The sequence below is a fragment of the Vogesella lacus genome (assembly GCF_979366295.1).
In genome coordinates, this window is sequence record NZ_CEETQT010000011.1 from 37,590 (window position 1) to 63,003 (window position 25,414).

Annotated in this window: 23 protein-coding genes; 11 read left to right on the plus strand and 12 right to left on the minus strand. The window is 57.6% G+C overall.

What is annotated here, in order from left to right:
- Nucleotides 1-87 precede the first annotated feature (87 nt).
- From ACZ9W6_RS14560 to nadA, 3 genes are all read right to left on the minus strand, one after another.
- On the minus strand, nucleotides 88-762 hold the full coding sequence (locus tag ACZ9W6_RS14560; RefSeq protein WP_465191890.1) for a protein-L-isoaspartate(D-aspartate) O-methyltransferase: 675 nt from the start codon (nucleotides 760-762) through the stop codon (nucleotides 88-90).
- Nucleotides 744-1,487, minus strand: coding sequence for a 5'/3'-nucleotidase SurE (gene surE, locus ACZ9W6_RS14565; RefSeq protein WP_465191891.1), 744 nt, complete (start codon nucleotides 1,485-1,487; stop codon nucleotides 744-746). The genes ACZ9W6_RS14560 and surE overlap by 19 nt, the downstream gene beginning before the upstream one ends.
- Nucleotides 1,488-1,591: 104 nt before the next feature.
- On the minus strand, nucleotides 1,592-2,509 hold the full coding sequence (nadA, locus tag ACZ9W6_RS14570) for a quinolinate synthase NadA (RefSeq protein ID WP_465191892.1): 918 nt from the start codon (nucleotides 2,507-2,509) through the stop codon (nucleotides 1,592-1,594).
- 223 nt (nucleotides 2,510-2,732) lie between these two features.
- Between nadA and ACZ9W6_RS14575 the strand changes: the two genes are divergently transcribed.
- From ACZ9W6_RS14575 to xerD, 6 genes are all read left to right on the plus strand, one after another.
- On the plus strand, nucleotides 2,733-5,441 hold the full coding sequence (locus ACZ9W6_RS14575; RefSeq protein WP_465191893.1) for a bifunctional acetate--CoA ligase family protein/GNAT family N-acetyltransferase: 2,709 nt from the start codon (nucleotides 2,733-2,735) through the stop codon (nucleotides 5,439-5,441).
- A 76-nt stretch (nucleotides 5,442-5,517) separates the two neighbouring features.
- Nucleotides 5,518-5,766, plus strand: coding sequence for a 30S ribosomal protein S16 (rpsP, locus tag ACZ9W6_RS14580; RefSeq protein WP_465191894.1), 249 nt, complete (start codon nucleotides 5,518-5,520; stop codon nucleotides 5,764-5,766).
- Between the two features lie 61 nt (nucleotides 5,767-5,827).
- The gene (gene rimM, locus ACZ9W6_RS14585) at nucleotides 5,828-6,310 is read left to right on the plus strand and encodes a ribosome maturation factor RimM (RefSeq protein WP_465192019.1); all 483 of its coding nucleotides are present in this window, start codon (nucleotides 5,828-5,830) and stop codon (nucleotides 6,308-6,310) included.
- Nucleotides 6,310-7,077 (plus strand): tRNA (guanosine(37)-N1)-methyltransferase TrmD, encoded by a 768-nt coding sequence (gene trmD / locus ACZ9W6_RS14590; protein WP_465191895.1) that lies wholly within the window; start codon nucleotides 6,310-6,312, stop codon nucleotides 7,075-7,077. The genes rimM and trmD overlap by 1 nt, the downstream gene beginning before the upstream one ends.
- A 4-nt stretch (nucleotides 7,078-7,081) precedes the next feature.
- Nucleotides 7,082-7,444 carry a 50S ribosomal protein L19 gene (gene rplS, locus ACZ9W6_RS14595; RefSeq protein WP_465191896.1) on the plus strand — a complete coding sequence of 121 codons (363 nt, stop codon included), beginning with the start codon at nucleotides 7,082-7,084 and terminating at the stop codon, nucleotides 7,442-7,444.
- 66 nt (nucleotides 7,445-7,510) lie between these two features.
- The gene (gene xerD / locus ACZ9W6_RS14600; protein WP_465191897.1) at nucleotides 7,511-8,413 is read left to right on the plus strand and encodes a site-specific tyrosine recombinase XerD; all 903 of its coding nucleotides are present in this window, start codon (nucleotides 7,511-7,513) and stop codon (nucleotides 8,411-8,413) included.
- A 56-nt stretch (nucleotides 8,414-8,469) separates the two neighbouring features.
- On the opposite strand, the gene clpA is transcribed toward xerD, so the two are convergent.
- Complete coding sequence (clpA, locus tag ACZ9W6_RS14605; RefSeq protein ID WP_465191898.1) at nucleotides 8,470-10,749, minus strand: ATP-dependent Clp protease ATP-binding subunit ClpA; 2,280 nt, start codon at nucleotides 10,747-10,749, stop codon at nucleotides 8,470-8,472.
- Nucleotides 10,749-11,057, minus strand: coding sequence for an ATP-dependent Clp protease adapter ClpS (clpS, locus tag ACZ9W6_RS14610; protein WP_465191899.1), 309 nt, complete (start codon nucleotides 11,055-11,057; stop codon nucleotides 10,749-10,751). Before clpS ends, clpA begins: the two co-directional genes overlap by 1 nt.
- Before the next feature lie 222 nt (nucleotides 11,058-11,279).
- Between clpS and ACZ9W6_RS14615 the strand changes: the two genes are divergently transcribed.
- Complete coding sequence (locus ACZ9W6_RS14615; protein ID WP_465191900.1) at nucleotides 11,280-11,483, plus strand: cold-shock protein; 204 nt, start codon at nucleotides 11,280-11,282, stop codon at nucleotides 11,481-11,483.
- 80 nt (nucleotides 11,484-11,563) lie between these two features.
- On the opposite strand, the gene mdtH is transcribed toward ACZ9W6_RS14615, so the two are convergent.
- Nucleotides 11,564-12,778 (minus strand): multidrug efflux MFS transporter MdtH, encoded by a 1,215-nt coding sequence (gene mdtH / locus ACZ9W6_RS14620; RefSeq protein WP_465191901.1) that lies wholly within the window; start codon nucleotides 12,776-12,778, stop codon nucleotides 11,564-11,566.
- A gap of 91 nt (nucleotides 12,779-12,869) precedes the next feature.
- Between mdtH and ACZ9W6_RS14625 the strand changes: the two genes are divergently transcribed.
- A complete protein-coding gene (locus ACZ9W6_RS14625; protein WP_465191902.1) occupies nucleotides 12,870-13,757 on the plus strand; it encodes a LysR family transcriptional regulator in 888 nt (295 codons plus the stop codon).
- 42 nt (nucleotides 13,758-13,799) lie between these two features.
- Here ACZ9W6_RS14625 and ACZ9W6_RS14630 read toward each other — a convergent pair whose 3' ends face one another.
- The 4 genes from ACZ9W6_RS14630 to ACZ9W6_RS14645 all read right to left on the minus strand — a co-directional run bounded on the left by ACZ9W6_RS14630 (nucleotide 13,800) and on the right by ACZ9W6_RS14645 (nucleotide 20,120).
- On the minus strand, nucleotides 13,800-15,113 hold the full coding sequence (locus tag ACZ9W6_RS14630) for a TolC family outer membrane protein (protein WP_465191903.1): 1,314 nt from the start codon (nucleotides 15,111-15,113) through the stop codon (nucleotides 13,800-13,802).
- Nucleotides 15,114-15,299: 186 nt separating this feature from the next.
- Entirely contained in the window at nucleotides 15,300-18,359 is a 3,060-nt protein-coding gene (locus ACZ9W6_RS14635; RefSeq protein ID WP_465191904.1) for an efflux RND transporter permease subunit, read from the minus strand.
- 9 nt (nucleotides 18,360-18,368) lie between these two features.
- Nucleotides 18,369-19,442, minus strand: a complete 1,074-nt coding sequence (locus ACZ9W6_RS14640) for an efflux RND transporter periplasmic adaptor subunit (protein ID WP_465191906.1) — start codon at nucleotides 19,440-19,442, stop codon at nucleotides 18,369-18,371.
- Between the two features lie 6 nt (nucleotides 19,443-19,448).
- Nucleotides 19,449-20,120 carry a TetR/AcrR family transcriptional regulator gene (locus ACZ9W6_RS14645; RefSeq protein WP_465191907.1) on the minus strand — a complete coding sequence of 224 codons (672 nt, stop codon included), beginning with the start codon at nucleotides 20,118-20,120 and terminating at the stop codon, nucleotides 19,449-19,451.
- Nucleotides 20,121-20,350: 230 nt separating this feature from the next.
- On the opposite strand from ACZ9W6_RS14645, the gene argB reads away from it, so the two are divergent.
- Nucleotides 20,351-21,223 carry an acetylglutamate kinase gene (gene argB / locus ACZ9W6_RS14650; RefSeq protein ID WP_465191908.1) on the plus strand — a complete coding sequence of 291 codons (873 nt, stop codon included), beginning with the start codon at nucleotides 20,351-20,353 and terminating at the stop codon, nucleotides 21,221-21,223.
- Nucleotides 21,224-21,316: 93 nt separating this feature from the next.
- Here the strand turns inward: argB and ACZ9W6_RS14655 are convergent, their stop codons facing one another.
- Complete coding sequence (locus tag ACZ9W6_RS14655; protein WP_465191909.1) at nucleotides 21,317-23,554, minus strand: NADP-dependent isocitrate dehydrogenase; 2,238 nt, start codon at nucleotides 23,552-23,554, stop codon at nucleotides 21,317-21,319.
- A 69-nt stretch (nucleotides 23,555-23,623) separates the two neighbouring features.
- Between ACZ9W6_RS14655 and ACZ9W6_RS14660 the strand changes: the two genes are divergently transcribed.
- Nucleotides 23,624-23,911, plus strand: a complete 288-nt coding sequence (locus tag ACZ9W6_RS14660) for a hypothetical protein (RefSeq protein WP_465191910.1) — start codon at nucleotides 23,624-23,626, stop codon at nucleotides 23,909-23,911.
- 60 nt (nucleotides 23,912-23,971) lie between these two features.
- On the plus strand, nucleotides 23,972-24,649 hold the full coding sequence (locus ACZ9W6_RS14665) for a pseudouridine synthase (protein WP_465191911.1): 678 nt from the start codon (nucleotides 23,972-23,974) through the stop codon (nucleotides 24,647-24,649).
- A 345-nt stretch (nucleotides 24,650-24,994) separates the two neighbouring features.
- On the opposite strand, the gene ACZ9W6_RS14670 is transcribed toward ACZ9W6_RS14665, so the two are convergent.
- The gene (locus ACZ9W6_RS14670; protein WP_465191913.1) at nucleotides 24,995-25,405 is read right to left on the minus strand and encodes a hypothetical protein; all 411 of its coding nucleotides are present in this window, start codon (nucleotides 25,403-25,405) and stop codon (nucleotides 24,995-24,997) included.
- Nucleotides 25,406-25,414: the final 9 nt, after the last annotated feature.

The window sequence follows — 25,414 nt, forward strand, 5'->3', positions numbered from 1 at the left end:
CGTAGGGACGTTATATTCTAGTGAGAATTGATTTGCAAATTGTCTGACAATTATGAGGCCGGGGGTTGTTGCGTTTTCCCCTCGACCTCATTGCTTGCCAGGAAGGAGTGGTACGAAGCGGACCGGCTCAAGCCGGGTTTGCTGCACGCCCTGTTCGGTTTTGGTGAAGCTCCACAGATGCTGTTCGGCATCGCCAACCGGAACAATCAGCTTTCCGCCAGTTTTCAGTTGTGTCAGCAGGGCAGGTGGAACCTGTCTGGCCGCGGCGGTAATGATGATGCCGTCAAACGGAGCAATGTCAGGCAGGCCAAGATGGCCATCGCCATGCACCAGTCTGGCATGGACAAGTTTGGTCTTGCGCAGGTTCACGCGAGCCTTGTCCAGAATGCCGGCCAGCCTTTCGATCGAATAGACTTCGGCCCCCGTTTTCAGCAGCACCGCAGTCTGGTAGCCGCAGCCGGTACCCACCTCAAGGATTTTGCCTGGCAGTGGCCGCCCTTCCAGCAGTTTTTCGGTCATGCGGGCAACAGTCAGCGGCTGCGAGATGGTTTGTCCGAGGCCTATCGGCAGCGAGACATCATCGTAGGCGCGCGTCGCCAGTGCCTGATCAATAAACAGGTGGCGAGGTACCTCGTACATCGCGGTAAGCACCCGCTCGTCCTTGATACCTTGCTGGCGCAAGCGTTCTATCATGCGCAGTCGTGTCCTGTCGGACACCATGCCGTGATTCTGTCCCGGCTGGATCAGGCTGGATTGAGCCATGTCTTGACGTACTCCATCTTGCCATGGGCAGTCAGGTCTATCATCAGCGGGGTGACGGATATCCTGTTGTTGCGAATGGCGTTGAAGTCGGTGCCGTCGCCGGCATCCTGTTCGGCACCCACCGGGCCGACCCAGTAAATTGTTTCACCACGCGGATTCGTGCTTTTGATGACCGGCTCGGCGTGATGACGCCTGCCCAGCCGGGTAATCTCGATGCCTTGCAGTTGATCTGCAGCGATATCCGGCACATTGACATTCAGCAGGATGGGCTCTTGCGGCGGGTTGGCCGCAAAGCGAGCCAGCAAACGCTCAACTGCCAGCTGTGCCGTTGCGAAATTGTGATGCTTGCCTGCCAGCGAGACGGCTACCGCCGGTACGCCGAGCAGGAAAGCTTCGGTTGCGGCGGCAACTGTACCGGAATACAGCGTGTCATCGCCCATATTCGGGCCATGATTGATGCCGGAAAACACCATATCAGGCTTGAAGTCGAGAAAGCCGGTAATGGCGACGTGAACGCAATCGGTTGGGGTGCCGTTAACGTAGTAAAAGCCGGAGGCGGCTTTCCGGACGCTTAATGGCCGATCCAGCGTCAGCGAGTTGCTGGCGCCACTGCGGTCTCTTTCCGGTGCCACGACAACTACTTCGCCATGGCGGGACAGGGTTTCGGCCAGAGCCGTGATGCCCGGGGAAAAATAACCGTCGTCGTTACTGACTAAAAATTTCATGCGCACTTTCCGTTTCAACTTCCCCGATTGTAACCAGCAGGCATGCGACTGCAAAATCTGAATGTATTAGCAGGAATAAAAAAACCGGCCGAAGCCGGTTGTTTTTACTGATAGTAGCGCTGGCTGAAGTCGAGCATACGCTCGATCGGCAGTCGGGCTGCATCCATTTCGGCAGTCGTGAGGTAGTCGATGCGCGTGCCATGACCTTGCTGCGCACGCTTTACCGCCTCGATGGTGTTCATCTTCATGTACGGACAGGAATTGCACTGGCAGCCGGCGTAGATAGGTGCCTGGCGGATGTCCAGATCCGGGCGCGCGAGACGCATATTGTAGAGAATGCCGTCTTCGGTCGCGACAAAGATCACCTGTTTCTTGTCGCCGCCATAGGCCTTCACCCAGTTCAGCATGCCCGAAGTCGAGCCGACATAGCCCGCGCGCATCAATACCGGCAAAGGGCTTTCCGGGTGGGCGATCAGATGGGCTTCGCCATTGACGGCTTCCAGCGCCTCATTCAGTGCAGCTTCATTAAACTTGTCATGAACTTCGCAGACGGCCGACCATAAAGGCATATCATAGCCATACTGGTGATTCAGATAACCGCCCATATTGCGATCCGGCGAGAAGATCACCTGTTTGCCTTGCTCGTAGAGGTGGGCAATGATGTCATCCACATTGCGGCTGGTGACGATCCAGTCGGAGAGCGCCTTGTGTGCGGCCGACGAGTTGATGTAGGACACATGCACGTGATCCGGATGCGCCTCGCGCCAGGCCTTGAGTGCGGAGACGTCGGTCTGGGTTACCAGCGAACAGGTCGAGCCGGCGTCCGGCAGGATCACTTCGGCTTGCGGGTTCAGAATCTTGGCGGTTTCAGCCATGAAGCGAACGCCGGCAAAGACGATGACATCCGCCTCGGACTCACGGGCAAACAGGGACAGCTCCAGGCTGTCGCCGACCTTGTCCGCCATCTGCTGGATCTCAGGCTGGGTGTAGTAATGGGCGAGGGTGACGACACGTTTTGACATGTTGGTTCTGTTCCTGCGAGGGCGTGATTCCGCGGGTTTATCCGGAAACTCTTGATGCGCCGCAACAATACGGCAGTCTTAAACGGAGAAGATTAGCAATATTGGCCGGCAAGCGCTACTGGCCCGATGCGGTAAGCCGACAAGGTTGGCCGCAATTAATGAGTTTATTCCGCCTTGTGAATATCGGATGATTTAACCCTGTCCTTTTTCAGGATGCCCAATTATGAAACCGCATTATCTTGCGCCATTGTTCTCTCCGCGAAACGTTGCCGTCGTCGGTGCCAGTGACAAGCCTGGCTCGGTTGGCCAGGCTGTGTTTGCCAATCTGCTGGCCGGTAACTTTCAGGGCAAGCTCTACCCGGTCAACCTGCGTCATCGCCTGGTTGGCGGGATTCCGGCTACACAGCAGGTGCGGCAGATCGAGGGGCCGGTTGATCTGGCGGTAGTGACAACCGCGCTGCGGCAGTTGCCCGAAATCGTCAAGGATTGTGGCAAGAAGGGCGTCAAGGCGATCTTGCTGGCCAAGGATTTTGCCGACTCCGAGCGCGAAGAACGCGAGGCGCTGAACGAAGCCTTGTCGATTGCCAAACATTACGGCATCCGTATCCAGGGGCCGAATGTGTTGGGGCTGATGCGACCGGTCGCCGGTTTTAATGCCAGTAATTACACCAGCAAGGTGCGTGCCGGTAACCTGGCGCTGGTGTCGCAGTCTTCGGCCTTGTGTACCGCAATGCTGGATTGGGCTGACAGCAAGGGCATCGGCTTTTCCAGCGTGATTTCGGTCGGCGAGGCGCTGGATGTCGAGTTTGGCGAGATTCTTGATTATCTGGTCTCGGACAACTTTACCCAGGGGATTCTGCTGCACGTGCATCATGTGCATGACTCGCGGCGCTTCATGAGTGCCTTGCGGGCGGCGGCGCGAACCAAGCCGGTGGTGGTAGTGAAATCAGGCCGCTATGTGGATGACGTGATTGGTGTCATGCACTCCAGCAATCTGATTGAAAGTGGCGATGTGTTTGATGCGGCGCTGTCTCGTGCCGGTGTATTGCGGGTATCGACCATTGCCCAGCTGTTTACCGCCGCCAAGGTGCTGGCGGCCAACTATCGCGTGCAGGGCAAGCGGCTGGCCATCGTCACCAATGGCATCGGGCCGGGCGTGTTGGCCGCAGACAGTGCCTATATGTATGGCGTCGAGTTGGCGCGGCTGTCGCCGCAGAGTATCGAGCTGCTGAATGATTCGCTGCCGCGCAACTGGTCGGGCAGCAATCCGGTGGACATCATTGGCGATGCCAGTCCGGTGCGTTTCCGTACCGCGGTCAAGGTCTGTCTGGATGATCCGGGAGTGGATGGGGTGCTGGTGATCTTTACCCCGCAGGCCGGTACCGATCATCTGACCACGGCGCAGCTGATGGTGGGTTTGCAGCGAGAGAGCAGCAAGCCTCTGTTCCTGTCATGGCTGGGCGACGCCAAAGTAGCCGAGAGTCGCGAACTGTTTTCCAAGTCAAAGTGCGCGCACTTCCGTGCGCCCGAGTTTGCGATCGAGGTATTCCGCAACCTCGCGGCCTATCACGAAAACCAGCAGTTGCTGCTGCAAACCCCGGCGCCGCTTGAGGGCGATCAACTGGTGCCTGATGTAACGCAGGCGCGACAGCTGATTGCGGCGGCACAGGCCGAGGGCCGTACCATCCTGTCCGAGCTGGAATCCAAGGCGGTGCTGCAGGCTTTCAATATCCCGGTGAACCCGACGAGGTTGGCCGCAACGGAAAATCAGGCGGTGGATTTCGCCGAAGAGATTGGCTATCCCTTGGTGCTGAAGATCGACTCGCCCGACATCATTTACAAGTCGGATGTGGGTGGTGTCGAGCTCAATATCAGTAATGAGCAGAGTCTGCGCGAGGCCTATCGCAATATTGTCGAACGCACCCGCGCGGCGCGGCCGGATGCCCGTATTGTTGGCGTGTCGGTGCAGGCCATGCGCAAGCGCCGCTATGCGCGGGAGCTGATGGTTGGTGTGACGCATGATGCCTCGTTCGGGCCGGTGATTACCTTTGGCGCGGGTGGTATTGCGGTCGAGGTGATGCAGGATCAGTCGCTGAGCCTGCCACCGGTCAACCACTATCTTGTGCAGCGCATGATAGACAAGACACGTGTTGGTCAGATCTTGCGACCATTCAAGAATATGCCGGGCATTGACCTGGAGGCCTTGCGCCAGATCGTGCTGCATGTGTCGGAGCTGGTGTGCGAGCTGCCTGAAGTGCGCGAGATGGACATCAACCCGCTGATGGCTGACGAGTCCGGCGTGATGGCACTGGATGCACGCATCGTGATTCATTCGGCAACCCAGCTTACCGTAGGCAAGCCCTATGGCCATATGGCGATCATGCCGTATCCGGCTCATATGGTGCACTGTGCGATGCTGAAGGATGGAACGCCGGTTATGATCCGTCCGGTCCGGCCGGAAGATGCGCAAATGCAACAGGAGTTCGTGCGCAATCTGTCAGAAGAAAGTCGTTACAACCGTTACATGTCCAGCATCAAGCAGCTGTCGCAAAGCATGCTGGTGCGTTTTACCCAGCTTGATTACGACCGCGAAATGGCTTTGGCGATGATACGCAGCGGACCTCATGGCGAAGAACAGCTGGCCGTAGCGCGCTACGTGACTGATCCGGATCAGGAGAGCTGCGAATTTGCACTGGAAGTGGCTGATTCGTGGCAGGGCAAAGGCATTGGCGTGATCCTGATGCAGGCCTTGTTTGATGCCGCACGTGAGCAGGGTTTGAAAAGCATGGTGGGCGAGGTGCTGGCCGGCAACAAAGGCATGCTCAAGCTGATGGCGAGGCTGGGATTCGAGGTGGTTGTGCATCCCGAGGATCGTGCTTTGACCATCGTTACCAAAGATCTGGGCGTGGTAAAAGCGTTTACGGCTGAATAAGCACTTGCAGGATAAGGGAAAAGTGCCATAAAATCGTAAGCTTTTCACGATTCCGTATTTTTAAGGACAATCGACAATGGTAGTGATTCGTCTTGCTCGTGGTGGTTCCAAGAATCGCCCGTTCTACGCAGTAGTTGTTACTGATTCCCGCAGCCGTCGCGATGGCCGCTTCATCGAGCGCGTTGGTTTCTACAACCCTGTAGCCAACGAAAAAGAAGAGCGCGTGCGTCTGGCCATGGATCGCATCAACCACTGGATCGAAAATGGTGCCCAGGTTGCTGACTCCGTAGCCAAGCTGCTGAAAGATCAGCCTAAGGCTGCCTGATTTTCCGTCAATCGTTTCGTTTTGACGGAGCCTGTACATGCGTGACGAAGATCTGACAATCATGGGTTTTATCCGCGGTGCCCACGGTATTCGCGGCTGGCTCAAGGTTCATGCGGATACCCAGCACGCAGACAGTCTGTTCGACTTTCCGGTCTGGTATCTGGGCAAGCAAGGTAACTGGCAGCCTTATACCTTTCAGGATGGTGCAGTTCAACCCAAACAGCTGGTCGCCCAGCTTGAGGGTGTAACTGATCGTGATATGGCAGAGGCTTTGCGCGGTTGCCAAGTTGCGGTGCCACGGGCAGAGCTGCCGCCGACTGAAGATGACGAGTATTACTGGACTGATCTGATCGGTCTGGCGGTCATCAATCAGCGCGGTGAGTCGCTGGGCAGTGTGCAGGATCTGATGGAAACCGGGGCAAATGACGTGCTGGTCGTTCGCGGCGAGCATGGGCAGTGCCTGATTCCGTTTGTTTCAGCCTATATCACTACGGTGGATATGGCGGGCAAGCAGATTACGGTTGAGTGGGAACTGGATTATTGATGCAGATTGATGCCATCACCCTTTTCCCCGAGATGTTTGAGTCACTTACCCGTTTTGGTGTAAGTCGACGGGCTGTAGAGCAGTCCATCTGGCAGTTTTCAGCTTGGAATCCACGTGATTTCACCAATGACAACTACCGGACGATTGACGACAGGCCTTATGGTGGTGGACCTGGCATGGTCATGCTTGCCGACCCTTTGCATAAAGCCATTGCGGCTGCAAAGCAACGTCAGCAACAGCAGGGTGTAGCCAAGAGTCATGTGGTGTATCTGTCACCACAGGGCAGCAGGCTTAACCATGAACATGCAGTCAGATTGTCTGCCATGCCGGGCTTGATCGTACTTTGTGGCCGCTATGAAGGTATTGACGAGCGCCTGATTGCGCAGGAAGTCGATGAAGAAATTTCTATCGGCGACTATGTGCTCTCTGGTGGCGAGTTGGCCGCAATGGTGATGATGGATGCCATCATCCGATTGTTGCCTGGGGTATTGAATGACAAGCAGTCCGCGTATGAGGATTCGTTCGTGGATGGTTTGCTGGATTGCCCGCATTACACAAGGCCTGAAGTGTATGAAGGCGTGAAGGTTCCTGACGTTTTGTTGTCAGGTGACCATGCCAAGATTGCCCAATGGCGTTTGCAGCAGTCGCTTGGACGGACCTGGCTCAGGCGTCCGGATTTGCTGACAAGCCGAATTTTGACAAAGCAGGAATCACGGCTGCTGGCACAGTTCCAGCAGGAACATGGTTCTGGTAAAAACAAGGAGTAGTAACATGGATCTGATCCAGCAACTGGAACAAGAAGAAATTGCTCGTCTGGGCAAAACCATTCCCGAATTCGCTCCTGGCGATACCGTAATCGTTCAGGTTAAGGTAAAGGAAGGTAACCGCGAGCGTCTGCAGGCTTACGAAGGCGTGGTAATCGGCCGCCGTAACCGTGGTCTGAACAGCGCATTCACCGTTCGCAAGCTGTCTGCTGGCGAAGGTGTTGAGCGTACTTTCCAGCTGTTCTCCCCGCTGGTAGCTTCCATTGAAGTCAAGCGTCGTGGTGACGTTCGTCGCGCCAAGCTGTACTACCTGCGTGGTCGTACCGGCAAGTCCGCACGTATCAAGGAAAAGCTGCCAAACCGCAAGTAATTACTTGCCGGTTCAGTGCAAAAAGCGCCAGTCTGACTGGCGCTTTTTGTTTGCCCGGAATCCTGCATGAGCCCAGAAATCCATACCAACCCTTCCGCCTGCATTGATGGTTTCCTCGATCATCTATGGCTGTTAGACAATCTGTCTGCCAATACCCTGGCGGCCTATCGTCGTGATCTGCTGCGTATTGCAGCGCTGCTGCAAGAATCCGAAACCAGTTTACCGGATGCGGATGTCGCGGCGCTTGAGAGAGTCCTGCTTGCTCTGATTGATGTTGATAAGCCCGCGACTCGGGCACGTCGATTGTCAGCGATTCGCCGTTTCTATCAGTACCTGTGCTCGCAACAGCTGCGCGATGATAATCCGGCCGAGAAACTGCTTTCACCCAAGCTTGGCTTGCGCTTGCCCAAGTCGATTTCCGAGCGCCATGTCGAGTTGTTGTTGGCCGCACCAGATACCGAAACAATCTTGGGACTGCGTGATCGGGCGATGCTGGAGGTCTTGTACGCTACCGGCTTGCGTATCAGTGAGCTGGTCGGCATGAGTCTTGGGCAGCTGCATCTGAATGAGGGTTTCGTCCGTATTATCGGCAAGGGCGATAAAGAGCGTCTGGTGCCGCTGGGAGAAGTTGCCGAGTCATGGTTGCGCCGCTTTCTTGCTGAGGGCCGGGTATTGTTATTGGCCGGTGTGCGCTGCGATGCCGTATTTCCTAGCCAGCAGAAAAAGGCCATGACGCGACAGATGGCCTGGTATCTGATCAGCAAATACGCCAAACGGGAAGGGTTGCCCGCAATCAGCCCGCACACCTTGCGTCATGCTTTTGCCACGCATCTGGTCAATCACGGTGCCGACTTGCGCGTGGTACAGCTACTGCTTGGCCATGCCAGTTTGTCGACTACGCAGATTTATACACATGTTGCACGTGAGCGCCTGAAGGCCTTGCACCAGCAGCACCATCCGCGCGGATAAAAAAATCCCGCCAGAGGCGGGATTTTTTAAAAGTGACAAAAGGTTGGCCGCATTGCTCAAGCGGGTTCCAGGGCCACTTCTTCGAAGGTCAACCGGATATTGTCCTGATCGTCCAGATCGACATTGACCTGGCCACCGTTGACCAGCTTGCCAAACAACAGCTCGTCGGCCAGTGCCTTCCTGATCATGTCCTGAATCAGGCGTGCCATAGGGCGAGCGCCCATTTGCGGATCGAAACCTTTCTTGGCCAGCATCTTGCGCAGATTGTCGGAGAAATGTGCTTCGACTTTCTTCTCGGACAGTTGCTGCTCCAGTTGCAGCAGGAATTTGTCGACAACCTGCATGATGATCTCTTCGTCCAGCATGCGGAACGGGATGATCGCATCCAGGCGGTTGCGGAATTCCGGGCTGAACAGACGCTTGATGTCGGCCATCTCGTCGCCAGCCTGCTTGCTGCTGGTAAAGCCTATCGAGGACTTGGACAGTGCTTCGGCACCGGCATTGGTGGTCATGATGATCACCACATTGCGGAAGTCAGCCTTGCGACCGTTATTGTCCGTCAGCTTGCCATGGTCCATGACCTGCAGCAGGACATTGAAGATGTCCGGATGGGCTTTTTCGATTTCGTCGAGCAGCAGCACGGCATACGGATGCTTGTTGACGGCTTCGGTCAGCAAACCACCCTGTTCGAAACCGACATAGCCCGGAGGTGCACCAATCAGGCGGGAAACCGCATGGCGTTCCATGTATTCCGACATGTCAAAGCGGATCAGTTCGACGCCAAGGAAGTAGGCGAGCTGCTTGGCGACCTCGGTCTTGCCGACGCCGGTAGGGCCGGAGAACAGGAAGGAGCCGATCGGCTTTTGCGGATTGCCAAGGCCGGAGCGCGCCATCTTGATGGCAGCAGTCATCGCCTCGATGGCTTTTTCCTGGCCGAATACCACGCTCTTCAGATCGCGTTCCAGGTTCTTCAGCACATTACGGTCATCGCTGGAGACTGTCTTTGGTGGAATGCGTGCAATCTTGGCGATGATTTCTTCAATCTCGCTCTTGTTGATGACTTTTTTCTGGCGGGATTTCGGCAGAATGCGCTGGGCAGCACCGGCTTCATCAATCACATCAATTGCCTTGTCAGGCAGGTGACGATCGTTGATATAGCGTGCGGACAATTCGGCGGCAGTCGACAGCGCGGCCAAGGTGTACTTCACGCCATGGTGTTCTTCAAAGCGGGTTTTCAGGCCCTTCAGAATTTCGATGGTCTGCTCGACGGTAGGCTCGACAACATCGATTTTCTGGAAGCGGCGAGAAAGCGCGCTGTCTTTTTCGAAGATGCCGCGGTATTCGTTATAGGTTGTCGCACCGATGCAGCGCAGGCTGCCATTGGATAGCGCTGGCTTCAGCAGGTTGGATGCATCCAGCGTACCGCCCGAGGCGGAGCCTGCACCGATCAGGGTGTGAATCTCGTCGATAAACAGGATGGCACCTTTGTCTTCGGCCAGCTGGCGAATAACCTGCTTCAGACGTTGCTCGAAATCACCACGATACTTGGTGCCGGCAAGCAGTGCGCCCATGTCCAGCGAGTAGACCGTGGCATTGGCCAGAACTTCGGGCACATCACCATTCACGATGCGGCGTGCAAGACCTTCGGCAATCGCGGTCTTGCCGACACCGGCTTCACCCGCGAGCAAAGGGTTGTTCTTGCGACGGCGGCACAGCACCTGAATCACGCGTTCAACTTCGGCAGCACGGCCGATCAACGGATCGATACGACCTTCACGGGCTTGCTGGTTGAGGTTCTGGGTATAGCTTTCCAGTGCGCCACCAGCGCTACTGCTGCTGTCGTCCTGCTCGCCATCGCCATGGTCGGACGATTCGGGGGCAGGGCTGCTACCGGTTTTGGGGTTGTGTTTGGTAATGCCGTGCGAGATGAAGTTGACAACATCCAGTCGCGACGTACCCTGCTGATGCAGGTAGTACACGGCATGGGAGTCCTTTTCGCCGAAGATGGCGACGAGGATGTTTGCGCCATTGACTTCTTTTTTGCCTGACGATTGTACGTGCAGGATCGCGCGCTGGATGACGCGCTGGAAGCCAAGGGTCGGCTGGGTTTCAACTTCATCCTCGCCAGGAACGGTCGGCGTGTGTTCGTTGATGAAGTCATCCAGCTGTTTTTTCAGTTGTTCGATATTGACGCCGCAGGCACGCAGAACCTCGGCGGCTGACGGATTGTCAGTCATGGCCAGCAGCAGGTGCTCGACGCTGATGAGTTCATGCCGTTTGCGCCGTGCTTCCATAAACGCCATGTGCAGGCTTACTTCAAGTTCTTGGGCAATCATCAGTTTTCCTCCATGACACACTGCAAGGGTTGTTCATGTGTCTTTGCGTGCTGCATGACCTGTTCGACTTTGGTTGCGGCCACGTCTTTAGTATAAACGCCACAAACACCTTTGCCTTCAGTATGGACCTGCAGCATTACACGGGTAGCCTTTTCGGCGTTCATGTAAAAAAATTTTTGCAATACGTCTACGACAAAATCCATCGGGGTGAAGTCATCGTTAAGAAGCAAGACCTTGTAAAGCGGTGGGGGCTTTACCTGGGTGCGTGATGCCTGAAGCGTGGTGTCATCTTGAAACTGCGTAGACATGGTTGATTTCAGCTGTTCCGGTTATGGCACTAGGTTGGACCATCTGTATTTTTTTTCAAGCTTTTTGCGCTGCAAAATACAAGGCTCTTGACGTTTGGGTACGGCAGGCGTAAAAACGTCCGTAGCGCTTTTGCCATTTCGCATATTCTTTATGCTTATTGAGTGGCGGTGCAAAGTGGCAGCTCGGCTGCCGGTTAATATGTCATGAAGGATTCAGATTAAATGGCAACTGGTATTGTTAAGTGGTTCAACGATGCAAAAGGTTTTGGCTTCATTACTCCTGATGGTGGTGGTGATGACTTGTTCGCGCACTTCTCTGCGATCAATATGCCAGGCTTCAAGACCCTGACCGAAGGTCAGCGTGTGACCTTTGACATTGTTCAAGGTCCTAAAGGCAGCCAAGCATCGAATATCCAGGCAGCTTGATCAGTTTGCCGGATTAAAGAAAAAGCCCGCAGATGCGGGCTTTTTCTTTGTCTGCAGTTCCTTTGTTTGCAGTGCGGGTGTCAGCTTGCTGCCAGAGCGGCCTGAGGCGCTTGTCCGGATAGCTGGAAGCAATGCCGCAGCAGCATGAGGCAGGTAATCGCGCCGATGACGGCCAGTGTCAGCCATGGCAGCCAGGGTTGTTGCTGGCTGCGTGCCAGATCAAGCAACCAGCCGCCGCCGGTGTAACCGATAGCGCCGCCGATCGCCAGACCGATGCGGCTCATGCCCATATAGCTGGCCTTGGCATGCGGCTTGGCCAGACTGGCAAGATAAGCCTCGCGGGCGGGTTCGACGATGATATTGCCCAGATAAAACACCGCCAGCACGACAAAAGCCATCCACGTCTGTGTAATCCAGCACATTGCCAGCAGGCTGAGCGTGATCAGCACGATGCCGATCAGGATGCGCTGGGTCTGTGCCAGATACTTTTCACCGAGCTGGGCCAGCGGATACATCAGCAGCAGGGTCAGTATCGTTTCCATGGTGAAGAGCCAGCTGACGGTCATGGCGCTGCCACTCATCTGCTTCAGCGTAATCGGGATCAGCAGCATGATCTGCACCAGCATGATGTAGTAGCCGCTGAGGATCAGTACCAGCTTCATGTAAGAGCGGTCTTGCAGCACGTTGGCCGCATTCTCGAGCAGGGTCTGTTTGCTCGGTGACAGACGGTAATCGGGCAGCAGCAGATAGTTCAGCAAGGCCGCAGTCAGGAAGATTGCACAGCCGCCCATACCTACCCACCAGAAGTCAAAATGGAACAGCCAGCTGCCAAGCAGGGCACCGAATACAGCACCGGCGCTCTCCTGCATCATCAGCAGGGTGTAAAAGCGGTTGCGCTCCGGCACACGGGTCAGCTTGATGATCAGCGCAGCTCTTGGCGGATCGAACAGGGCGCCGCCGAGGCCGGACAGGATACAGGCGGCAAACAGCCACCAGTGATTGCTGGCATTGGCCAGCAGGGCAAAGCCGCCGGCCCGCCAGATCATGCCGGTGATGATCAGCGGACGGGCACCGAAGCGGTCGGCCAAGGTGCCGCCAATCAGCCCCAATCCTTGCTGGCAAAACTGGCGCAAGGCGAGCGCAAGCCCCACGCTGGCAGCAGCCCAGCCCAGGTGGTCGACAAAATGCAGGCTGATCAGCGGAAACACTACGAAAAAGCCGATAACGGACAGGACGTGGTCTGCCATGATAAAGCGGCGACCAAAGCGCCGTAACTTGTCCGGGTGAGCCATCATTATCTTTCTGTTGCAATTGAACAGGGATTGTCCAGCCGGATAAGATATTTAAGAAGCGGGTAACACCTTATATTTTGTATCGGTTTTTATTATGTCTATCTCACTTGATGATTTGCAGTTGCTGCTGGATATCGCCGATTGCGGCAGCTTCAGTCAGGCCGCGGCCAGAAGAGGGTGGTCGCAACCCCAGGTCAGCCAGCGGGTTGCCGTGCTGGAGGAGTCTCTGGGCAGTCTGCTGTTTCGTCGCCACCGGCGCGGTGCGGTGGCGACCGAGGCCTGCCATCGCTTCCTGCCGGCGGCCAGAGACGCGCTGGCTGCGATCCAGTCCGGCCGGCTGGAGCTGCAAGGTGCGCCATCCTTGCCGCGCATTACGCTCGCCTGTCTGCCCTCGCTGTCATCGGTGACCTTTGCGCCTATCTTGCTGGCGCTGGCTGATGCACCGTTCGAGATTCGCTGTAGTACAGATCATTCGAATGCCATCATGGAACGGCTGCTCAGTGACAGCGCGCAAGTCGGCTTTGTGCTGAAATGTCCACCAATGGCGGGTATCCAGATGGAGCGCATCTGGCGCTCGGCGATTGTGCCGGTGGTGCACAAGAAGCACCCGTTGGCCGCAGCAGGCGAGCTTGGCATGCGTGATATAGCCAATTACCGCTTGGCACCGCAATTCTGGGGAGATGCCTGCGACGAACTGCTGGCGATGGTCCGGCAATACCGCACGGTTTCATCACCGCTGCACGCGATACAGCCGGCGGTGGCAGCGCGAGAGCTGGCGATGGAGCACGGTTTTCTGACCTTCATGCCCGAGGTTGCCGTACGGCGCGATTTGCGCGAAGGGCGCTTGCGCAAGCTGCAGATCAGGGATTTGCCGCTGTGGGAGTGGGAAGTGATGATGGCCTGGCGCTCCGGCAAGCGCAAGGATGCGCCCAAACAGCAGGTGCTGGATACGGTGCGGCAGATTGCCAGCGAATGGACATGATGCCGGCGCTGGCAAGCAGCACCGGCATCTGCACTGACTGCCTTAGCGGCTGAGGTAGCCGTTGACCTCGGCCAGTACTTCGTCATTTAGCGTGCCGCAGGCCTGCGCCAGACCCAGCTTGGCTTGCAGGAAGCTGTAACGGGCTTCGGCCAGCGCGCGCACGGCATCCTGATAGTCTTTCTCGGCGTTCAGCTGATCCAGGTTGGTACGCACGCCGACTTCGCGGCCAAGCTTGGTGGCATCCAGCTTGCTCTTGGCCGACAGCAGCAGTTGCTGCTGCGCCTTCACCAGCGCGGCACCATTGCTGACACCCAGCCAGGCGCGGCGAATCTGCTGGCTGGTGTCGCGGCGGGTCTGCTCCAGCTGTTCTGTTGCGACTTCGAGGTTGGCCACCGCCTCGCTGACTTGCGAGTTGATCGCGCCGCCAGCGTACAGCGGCATTTTCAGATTGATGCCGAGGCTGCTGCCGCGGGTGTCACGCGCGCCGCGCGCCACGCTGCTGGCTTCATTGGTGTGGTTGGCGCTGTAGCCGGCAGTCAGGCTCACCGTTGGCAGATGCTTGCCGCGTGCGTCGTCCAGATTGCGTGCGGCCAACTCTTTTTGCAGTGTCTTGGCCTTGATGGCCAGGCTCTGCTGACTGCCACGACTTTGCCAGGTGGCCAGATCACCCAGGTTGGCCGCATCAAAAGCGCTCTTGCCGGCAAGTTGACGGATTTCTTCCGGCTTCAGCCCGGTTTTCTGGCCGAGAAGCTGTTGCTTGATTTCCAGATCGCTAAGCGCCGAGATTTCACGGGCGGTGGCGGCGTCAAAGCCGGCTTGCGCCTCATGGGTATCGGTAATGGTGGCGGTGCCGATTTCAAAGGCCTTGCGAGCCTGAGCCAGCTGACGTTCGTAAGCGGCCTTGGTGGCGCGGGTCACGCCCAGCACGTCCTGCGCCAGCAGCACGTCAAAATAGGCCTTGGCAACATCGCTGATCAGCTGTTGCTGGTCTGCGGCCAACTGCAGATCAGCCAGTTCGGCCGCCAGCTGGCCTTTCTTGTAGCCTTGATAGGCGGACAAGTCGAACAGCGGCTGGCTCAGCTGGATACCGACATTGCTGTTGTTGTAGCTGTCCGCATCCGGTTTGATCGGATTGGTATTGGTATAGCCGGCTGACAGGCCAATGCTTGGCAGCAGCAGCGAGCGGCCTTGTACCGCTTTTTCAGCGCCGGCACGCTGGGTGGCCTTGGCCGCGGCGTAGGCGGCATCGTACTGACGGGCAGCCTGTACTGCCTGTTGCAAATCAAAAGCATGGGCGGGTAGCAGGGTACTCATGCCCACCAGGGTGGTGATGGACAGCTTTTGCATCAGCTTCATGTTTGTTCCCTATCCGGAAGCGGGTAAGTAATGGCTTGCCCGGGTCTGGCCCGAGCCTGTGGCAAGTCTGGCGCAATCATTGCGTGTCGCCGCAAATGGTAATGACAAACAAAGCCAAGAGCCACGCGTAATTATCAATAAATATTGTCGGCAACTGCCCGATGACAAAAGCCATCGGGCCAGTGCTTATTTGTGTGCCGCAGGCCGCTTGATGCCGAACCACTGCGCGTACAGCGCCGGCAGGAACAGCAAGGTCAGCACGGTGGCTACCAGCAGGCCGCCCATGATGGCAATCGCCATCGGCCCCCAGAAGGTGCTGCGCGACAGCGGAATCATCGCGAGGATGGCCGCCAGCGCAGTCAGCATGATCGGGCGGAAGCGCCGCACGGTCGAGCCGACAATCGCCTCGAAACGGTCTATGCCCTCGGCAATATCGGTTTCGATCTGGTCAACCAGAATCACCGAGTTGCGCATGATCATGCCGAACAGCGCAATCACCCCCAGCATGGCGACAAAGCCGAATGGTGCCTGGAACAGGATCAGCGTCAGCGTGACACCGATCAGGCCCAGCGGTGCGGTCAACACCACCATCAGCGTGCGCTGGAAGCTGCCCAGCTGGATCATCAGGAGTGTCAGCACCAGTACCAGCATCAGCGGGGCCACTTTGCTGATGGCCGACTGCGAATGATGGCTGGACTCCATCGAACCGCCAAACTCGATGTGATAGCCGAGCGGCAGGGTGGCTTCCAGCGCCTGCATCTTCGGCCACAGATCGCGGCTGATAGCTTCGGCCTGGATGCCTTCGGCCGCATCGGCGCGTACCGACACGGTTGGCAGCTTGTTACGACGCCAGATGATGCTTTCCTCCGGCTGGTAGCTGATCTCGCCCAGCTGCGATACCGGCACATAGCGGCCGCTGGCGGTCTGCACCATCAGGCTGCCGAGGGTTTCGATCTGCTGGCGTTCGGCATTGTCGAGGCGGGCGACGATGCCGATGCTGCGGTTACCCTCGCGCCAGTCGCTGATAGTGGCGCCGCTGATCAAGAGCTGCAGCTGGCGCGACACCGACTGGGTCGAGATGCCCAGCGCGCGCGCCTTGTCCTGATCGATGGCCACGCGCAGCGCCTTGATCTGTTCGCCCCAGTCATTGTTGACCTGACGGGCACCCGGATGGGCACGCATCATCTGTTCAACGTTGGCCGCAATTTCGCGCACCTTGCCCTTGTCCGGGCCGCTGACGCGGAACTGCACCGCATAGCCGACCGGCGGGCCGTTTTCCAGTCGTGTTACCCGGCCGCGCAGCAGCGGGAAGTCCTGCTCGAACAGGGTTTCCAGCTTGTGCTTGACCACTTCGCGCGCTTTCTCGTCACGGGTCATGATCATCAGCTGCGAGTAGTTCAGATGCTGTTGCTGCTGATCTAGCGGCAGATAAAAGCGCGGGCTGCCGCCGCCGACATAGGCGGTGTAGCTGACGACGTTTTCATCGCCGGCCAGTTTTTGCTCCAGAGCCTTCACCTGCGCTTCGGTGGCGGCATAGCTGGCACTTTGCGGCAGCCACAGATCCACCATCAGCTCGACGCGGTTGGACGAGGGGAAGAACTGCTGCTGCACAAACAGCTTGAACGCACCCAGCGAGGCGATGAAGGTCACCAGGGTCAGCGCCAGCACGGTCTTGCGGTGATCCAGGCACCACTCAACGGTGCGGCGAAAGCGCACATAGAACGGTTTCTGGTAGACGTCCTCGTGGCTATGGCCGGCCATATGCTCGGGCAGCAGCTTGTAGCCCAGATAGGGCACGAAGACCACGGCGACGATCCACGACAGCAACAGCGCAATGGTGACCACGGCAAACAGGCTGAACACGTACTCGCCGGCATTGGACTTGGCAATGCCGACCGGCAGGAAGGTGGCCGCGGTCAGCAGGGTGCCGGTCAACATCGGGAAGGCGGTACTGGTGTAGGCAAAAGTGGCGGCCTGCATCTTGTTCCAGCCTTGCTCCAGCTTCAGCGCCATCATTTCGACGGCGATGATGGCATCGTCTACCAAGAGGCCCAGCGCGATGATCAGCGAGCCAAGCGAGATGCGCTGCAGGTCGATATTCATCAGGTACATGGCGAGGAAGGTCATCGCCAGCACCAGCGGAATCGACAGCGCCACCACGATGCCGTTGCGCACACCGAGACTGAGGAAGCAGACGCCAAGCACGATGACTACCGCTTCGATCAGCACCTTCATGAATTCGCCGACGGCGTTTTTCACGACCTTGGGCTGGTCGGAAACCGCATGGATCTCGATGCCGACCGGCAGTTTGGCGGTGACCTTGTCGAGCAGGCCTTGCAGGTTCTCACCCAGCTTCAGCACATCGCCGCCATTTTTCATGCTGATGGCGAGGCCGAGTGCCGGCTTGCCGTCGTAGCGCATGCCGAAGACCGGCGGATCGACAAAACCGCGCTCGATGCTGGCGATATCGCCAAGCCGCACCACCTTGCCGGCAGCGGCAACAGGCGTGGCCGCAATGGCGGCGACCGAGTCATAACTGCCGCTGACACGCACCTGGAAGCGGGTGTCGCCACTGTCGTAGCTGCCCGATGGCGTCATCGCGTTCTGTTCGCTGATCGCATTCCAGATGGTGCGCTGGTCGATCTGCATAGCGGCCAGCTTGCTGGTGTTCAGCGTGACGTAGATGCGTTCTTCCTGCTCGCCGATGACATCGACCTTGGCCACGTCCGGTACGCGCAGGATTTCCTGGCGCACCTGTTCGACCTGTTTGCGCAGGTCTTCGTAGCTGAAGCCGTCACCAGTAAAGGCGTAGATATTGCCGAAGGTGTCGCCGAACTCGTCATTGAAGAAAGGACCGCGGATATCGGCCGGCAAGGTGTGGCGGATATCGCCAACCTTCTTGCGCACGGTATAGAACAGCTGTGACACCTGCTTGGGCGGGACTTCCTCGCGGATGTTCAGCAGCAGCATCGCTTCGCCGGGCTTGGTGTAGCTCTTGATGTATTCGAGCTCGCCGATTTCCTGCAGCTTCTTCTCGATAGGGTCGGTGACTTGCAGCTCGGTTTCGGTGGCCGAAGCACCCGGCCACACCACCTTGATCATCATCGCCTTGAAGGTGAATTCCGGATCTTCCTTCTGGCCCAGTTTGGCGTAGGCAAACAGGCCGGACAGCATCAGCACCACCATCAGGAAGCGCACCAGCGAGCCGTTGCGGATTGCCCATTCCGACAGATTGAGTTTTTTCATGCCGGCCCCTTATGGCTTGAGCAGGGTCACGGTCTGGCCGTCACGCAGCAGGTGCACGCCGGCCGTCACCACCTTCTCGCCACCTTGCAGGCCGGCAGTCACCTGCACGAACTGCTTGTCCTGCACGCGGATGCTGACTGGCTTGCGGCCAACCTTCTGGCCGGTGGCATCCAGCAGCCAGACATACTGCTTGCCTTGCTGGTCGAGAATGGCGGTGTGCGGCAGCAGGATGGCAGGCTGGCTGTTTTGCGGCAGTTTGGCGCTGACCTTGGCGGTCATGCCTAGGCTCAGCGCATCGGCGTCAGCAAGACTCAGGCGGGCGGCATAGCTGCGGGTAGCCGGGTCGGCATCGGCGGCCAGCTCGCGCAAGTTGGCCGCATAACTCTTGCCGGTGGCCGGCAGGGTGACGTTGAAACTGCTGGCCGTACGCAGCTGCGCCAGCTGGCTTTCGGCCACCTGGAACATCACTTCACGCGGGCCGCTGGCAGCGAGGCGGGCGACGGGCTGGCCGGCCGCCACTACCATGCCGGCTTCGGCCAGAATATCGCTGATTACGCCGTCACGATCAGCCAGCAGCTGGGTGTAGCCCTGCTGGTTGCGGCTGCCTTGCAGGGCAGCACGCGCCTGCAACACCTGGGCTTGTGCGGCGCTGAAGGCGGCCTGCTGGCGATCGAGCTGCGCCTGGCTGATAAAGGCCTGCGACTGCAGATCTTGTGAACGCTTGAGGTCGGCCTGTTGCTGGCGCAGCTGGGCTTCGGCTGCGGCCAACTGTGCCTGCTTGGCTTGCTGATCGAGCATATAGTCATTGCTGTCGAGCACCAGCAGTACCTGGCCCTGTTTCACACTATCGCCGTTGTTCACCCGCTTTTCGACAATTTTGCCGGCAACGCGAAAGGCCAGACGGCTTTCGTGGCGGGCGCGAATCTCGCCGCTGAACTGCAGCGTGCCTTGCTCCTGGGCGGCCCCGGCAACGGTGTAGCGCACCGGGCGGATGTCTTCCTGGACCTTGACCTCTTCCTTGCAGCCGGCAAGGCCGGCTAGCAGTATGCTGGCCAGAACCAGCGGTTTGAGTCGGGCATTCATGGTTTTTTACCCTTTGATGGTGTGTGTATGTGTGTGTGATTTGAGCCCGCCGAGCATGATGTCGACGGCTTGCTCGAGATATTCAACTGGCGGCAGAGTGCGGTGATTGCTGTGCGGGGCTGCCTGACCGATGGAGCAGCGCCAGATCATGGTCATCAGCATCGGTGCGACGATGGTGTCGACCACGGCATCGGCATTGAGCTGGCGGAATTCGCCGCTTGCCATGCCGCGTTCGATCAGCTCGCGCAACATGGCATGGCTGGGCTCGATGACCTGATCGTTGTAATAGCGGGCAAGGTCCGGGAAGTTGGTCGCCTCGGAAATCACCAGCTTGCAGATGCCGGCCAGCGGTGATTCGCCTACCTCATGCCACCAGCTGCGCATCATCAGCTTGAGGATTTCTTCGCAGCTGCCTTCATGGCGTTGCGCCATCTGTTGCAGGGCGGACACCCGGCTGACCAGATTCTCGCGAACAACCGCCTTGAAGATCTCTTCCTTGTTATCAAAATACAGATACGGCGTGCCCTTGGTGACACCGGCGGCCTTGGCGATGTCTTCCATCTTGGTGGCCTTGAAGCCCTTGTCGATAAACAGCTGCAGCGCGGCATCCAGGATTTCGCTGGGGCGGACTTCCTTGCGGCGGCGCCAGCGGGAGAGCGGGCAATTCTCGGTGTTCATGTTGCTGAATCATCATTCATTAATATCTTGCGAATGGTAGACAGCAATGTTTGGCCTTGCAATTAATAAACCGATATTTATTAGTTGTACGGAATGAACTGTTGCAATGTGCAGACGTATCTGTCGCAATGAATATCTGTAATGCGACATTCTTGTGCAAAAAATGGCCGTAAAAGTTGGTGTGCTTCGGTACAATGCCGGCTTTGAATCCTTACGCAGTGGAGATGACTGTGAGCGTAGCCCCTCTCGACAAGGCCGCCATCCTGGCCGAGGCCCTGCCTTATATCCGCAACTTCAACAACAAGACCATCGTGGTGAAGTACGGCGGCAACGCCATGACTGATGACAAGTTGAAGGAAGACTTCGCCAAAGACATCGTGCTGTTGAAGCTGGTCGGCCTGAACCCGGTGGTGGTGCATGGCGGCGGCCCGCAGATCAACGAATTGCTGGAGCGTGTCGGCAAGGAAGGCCAGTTCATCCAGGGCATGCGCGTGACCGACAGCGAAACCATGGACGTGGTCGAGATGGTGCTGGGTGGTCTCGTCAACAAGGAAATCGTTTCCCTGCTGAACAAGCACGGCGGCAAGGCGGTGGGTATCACCGGCAAGGACGGTCATTTCATTCGCGCCAGCAAGCTGTTCCTGAAGTCCGAGTCTGACGAGCAGATCGACATTGGCCAGGTCGGCGATATCGAGAGCATCGATGCCTCGCTGGTATCGCTGCTTGACAGCCAGGACTTCATCCCGGTGATTGCGCCTATCGGCGTAGGGGTGAATGGCGAGGCTTACAACATCAATGCCGACGTGGTGGCAGGCAAGCTGGCCGAAACACTGAAGGCAGAAAAGCTGGTGCTGATGACCAATACCCCGGGCGTGCTCGACAAGCAGGGCAATCTGCTGACCGGCCTGACTGCGGCCAAGGTGGACGAGCTGTTTGCTGATGGCACCATCAGCGGCGGCATGCTGCCCAAGATCAGCTCGGCGCTGGATGCCGCCAAGAGCGGCGTGAACTCGGTCCACATCATCGATGGCCGTGTACCGCATGCCTTGCTGCTGGAAATCCTGACCGATGCCGGCGTAGGTACCATGATCCGCGCCAGCTAAAACGGTGTTGCCGCCGCAGCCTTGCTGTTGCGGCACTGCCCAAAAGAAAAACGCCCCGAGGGGCGTTTTTCTTTGTTACGGCTGCGTCAGCGATCAGCCATTCAGCGCTGCGAGCGCAGCATTGAAGGTCGCGCTCGGGCGCATTACGCTGCTGCACTTGGCCGGATCGGGCTGGTAGTAGCCGCCGATGTCGGCAGGCTGGCCCTGAACGGCTTTCAGCTCGGCAATGATCTGCTGCTCGTTTTCGCTCAGCGACTTGGCCAGCGGCGCAAACTTGGCAGCGAGTTCGCCATCTTCAGCTTGTGCGGCCAACTCTTGTGCCCAGTACTGGGCCAGGAAGAACTGGCTGCCACGGTTGTCGAGCTCGCCGGTGCGGCGCGATGGCGACTTGTCGTTGTCCAGCAGTTTGCCGGTTGCCGCATCCAGAGTCTTGGCCAGCAGCTTGGCGCGGGCATTGTTTTCCTTGATGCCCAGCTCTTCCAGCGAAACCGCCAGCGCGAGGAACTCGCCCAGGCTGTCCCAACGCAGGTGGTTTTCTTCCAGCAGCTGTTGAACGTGCTTCGGAGCGGAACCGCCAGCACCGGTCTCGTACATGCCACCACCGGCCATCAGCGGCACGATGGACAGCATCTTGGCCGAGGTGCCCAGTTCCATGATAGGGAACAGGTCGGTCAGGTAGTCACGCAGGATGTTGCCGGTAACCGAGATGGTATCCAGGCCGCGAGCCACGCGCTCCAGGGTGTAACGCATGGCGCGAACCTGCGACATGATGTGGATTTCCAGACCGCTGGTGTCGTGATCCTGCAGGTAAGTCTTCACCTTCTTGATCAGCTCGTTTTCGTGCGGACGATACGGATCCAGCCAGAATACTGCCGGCATGCCGGAGTTGCGGGCGCGGGTTACGGCCAGCTTCACCCAGTCGCGGATCGGCGCATCTTTCACCTGGCACATACGCCAGATATCGCCAGCCTCTACTGCCTGGCTCAGCAGCACTTCGCCGGTAGCCAGGTCAACGATGTTGGCCACGCCATTAGCCTGGATTTCGTAGGTCTTGTCGTGAGAGCCGTATTCTTCGGCTTTCTGCGCCATCAGGCCGACGTTCGGTACGGTACCCATGGTGCGCGGGTCGAAGTTGCCGTGCCATTTGCAGAAGTTGATCATCTCCTGATAGATACGGGCAAAAGTCGACTCCGGCATTACGGCCTTGCAGTCGGCCGGCTTGCCGTCAGCACCCCACATCTTGCCGCCGTTACGGATCATGGCTGGCATGGAGGCATCTACGATGATGTCGTTTGGCGAGTGGAAGTTGGTGATGCCCTTGGCCGAATCAACCATGGCCAGACGCGGACGGTGTTCCTGGCAGGCGTGCAGATCACGGATGATCTCTTCGCGCTTGGACGCCGGCAGGGTTTCGATCTTCTCGTACAGCACGGACATGCCGTTGTTGACGTTGATGCCCAGCTCTTCAAACAGCTTGCCGTGCTTCTCGAACGCTTCCTTGTAGTAGATCTTCACGCAGTGGCCGAACACGATAGGGTGAGACACCTTCATCATGGTGGCTTTCACGTGCAGCGAGAACAGGATGCCGGCTTCGCGGCAGTCTTCCATCTCGCGCTCGTAGAATTCGCACAGCGCTTTCTTGCTCATGAACATGGAGTCGATGATCTCGCCATCCTGCAGCGCGACTTTCGGCTTCAGTACGATGGTTTCGCCGGAATCGGTCACCAGCTCCATCTTCACGTCACGGGCGCGATCTAGGGTGATGGATTTTTCGCCGTGGTAGAAGTCACCGTGGTGCATGTGCGAAACGTGGGTTTGCGACCACTGTTTCCATTCGCCCATCGAGTGCGGGTGCTTCTTGGCGTAGTTTTTCACCGCTAGCGGGGCGCGGCGGTCGGAGTTGCCTTCACGCAGCACAGGGTTCACGGCCGAGCCCAGACACTTGGCGTAGCGGGTCTTGATCGCTTTTTCTTCGTCGTTGGCCGGATTTTCCGGATAGTCCGGAATCGCGTAGCCCTTGGACTGCAATTCCTTGATGCAGGCCATCAGCTGGGAGACGGAGGCGCTGATGTTCGGCAGTTTGATGATATTGGTGTCCGGGTTCTGGGTCAGTTTGCCCAGTGCACCCAGCGTGTCAGGAACACGTTGTTCTTCGGTCAGATAATCAGGGAATTCTGCCAGCACGCGCGCAGCGACAGAAATGTCAGCCGTATCAACATTGATACCGGCTGGGGCGGTAAAGGTACGGATAACCGGCAGGAAAGCGCTGGTGGCCAGCGCAGGTGCTTCGTCGGTCAGGGTGTAAATGATGGTCGGTTTTTCCGAAGGCATTACTCTATCTCCATGATTATCTTGTGACGTCAGAACTACTGTGCCGGTAACACCTGCGGTTGGCCGCAAATGCAAGCTGGCGACTGGAAAGGCGTCGGACAGGCAGGGTCTCAGTCATATGGCGTGATTTGGGTCAGCCACTCCCCGCCGCTCGGGCATCTTTTCAAAAACGAATTATACCTCGGCTTTGCTGCGCTGTTCGATGCGTTACCGAACTTTACATGTCGTATCAATGTAAACAGCTGTTCGAATGTGAAGGATAGACCGCTATTTCTGGATAAAGTGCAGAAAAAATTATCGATTGTGCACTGCACACAAGATTTTGACGCTGTCCGCGGCCGGCGTGCGCGCAAATGAGTACTGCGGTGGTCAGCCTTGCTATCATTCAGGCTTTCACGCAATTACATCCAGACTGCCATGGCCAAGCTCGTCCTGTTCAACAAACCTTACGGGGTTATCTGCCAGTTTTCCAAGCATGAACTGCATCCGACGCTGAAGGACTATATTGCCCAGCCCGGTATTTATCCGGCAGGGCGACTCGATACCGATAGTGAAGGCTTGCTGCTGCTGACCGGGGATGGCGAGTTGCAACATCGCATCAGCGACCCGCGCTGGAAGCAGCCCAAGACTTACTGGGTGCAGGTGGAAGGGCGTCCGAAGGAAGAGCAGTTGCAGGCCTTGCGTCAGGGTGTGGATCTGGGGGATTTCTTTACCCAGCCGGCCGAGGTGCGGGTGTTACCTGAGACGCCTGGCCTGTGGGAGCGAAAGCCACCGATTCGCGTGCGCAAGACCGTGCCGGACACCTGGCTGGAAATCATCATCAGCGAAGGAAAGAATCGCCAGGTGCGGCGCATGACGGCCAAGGTCGGCTTGCCAACCCTGCGTCTTGTCCGGGTGGCTATCGGCCCCTGGCTGCTGGATGCTCTGGCACCGGGCGAGTATCGGGAGCTGGATGTTTCACTGGCCGATTTGCCCCGGCCGAAATTCGTCAAACCCGATATCCGGCACAAGGCGGCTGCAGCGGCAGACAAGCGCGTGCCGGCCGCAGAAGAGAAACGCGCTGCGCCCAAGTTCCGTTTTGCCCGTAAATCTTGATCGCCAACATGTGTTTTGCATGCAGGCGAGCGATAAAGTTAACAACGAATCTCTGCAAATGACGTGAATGGCATTGCTTATGATCAGCTGTCGAATCTGGTCTGATTTGCATGCATTTACTGAGATTCAGATCAGACTTGGCGGATTTGTGCGCGGATAACTCGCCTTGAGCAACAGATGTGCCTGGATGCGTTTGGTGGCAGTATCGCTTATCGAATATCGATTTGATTTAATCGTTAGTTCGTTTAATTGATGACGAATACCGCGAGTATTGCGAATTCCATGACGTAAAAAAGCCGGGGATTTCCCCGGCTTTTTTGTTTCCTCCGACAGACTGGAAGACGCCTATTGCGGCTGGCACTCATGATCCTGGAAATACGCCAGTGGGCCGGCGCTGGTCAGGCCGATATGGAAGCAGCTTTCATCGCCGAAAGTGCTGCCCAGATTTTCCGTGGCGCGAACAACTTCGAACAGGATTTCGACCTCCTTGAAATACTTGGCAATACGATCATTGTCCTTGAGCCAGGCTTCGATCTGCTGCGCTTGCGGATGCTCGCTTTGCAGCGCGATGGCGCAGTTGGGGCAACTGACCAGGCTGATGGCGGGCGGTATGGAAATTCCGAGTGCAGTCAGTTCTTCGCGTGTCAATCGTGAGAACTGGCCCAGTTCCCGCATGGCTCGTTCGCGAATGCCGGCCAGCGGTAGGGCTTCGCCACCGTTGGCCTCGCCAAACAGGCGGGCCAAAGCAGAAGTCATGGCGTTACC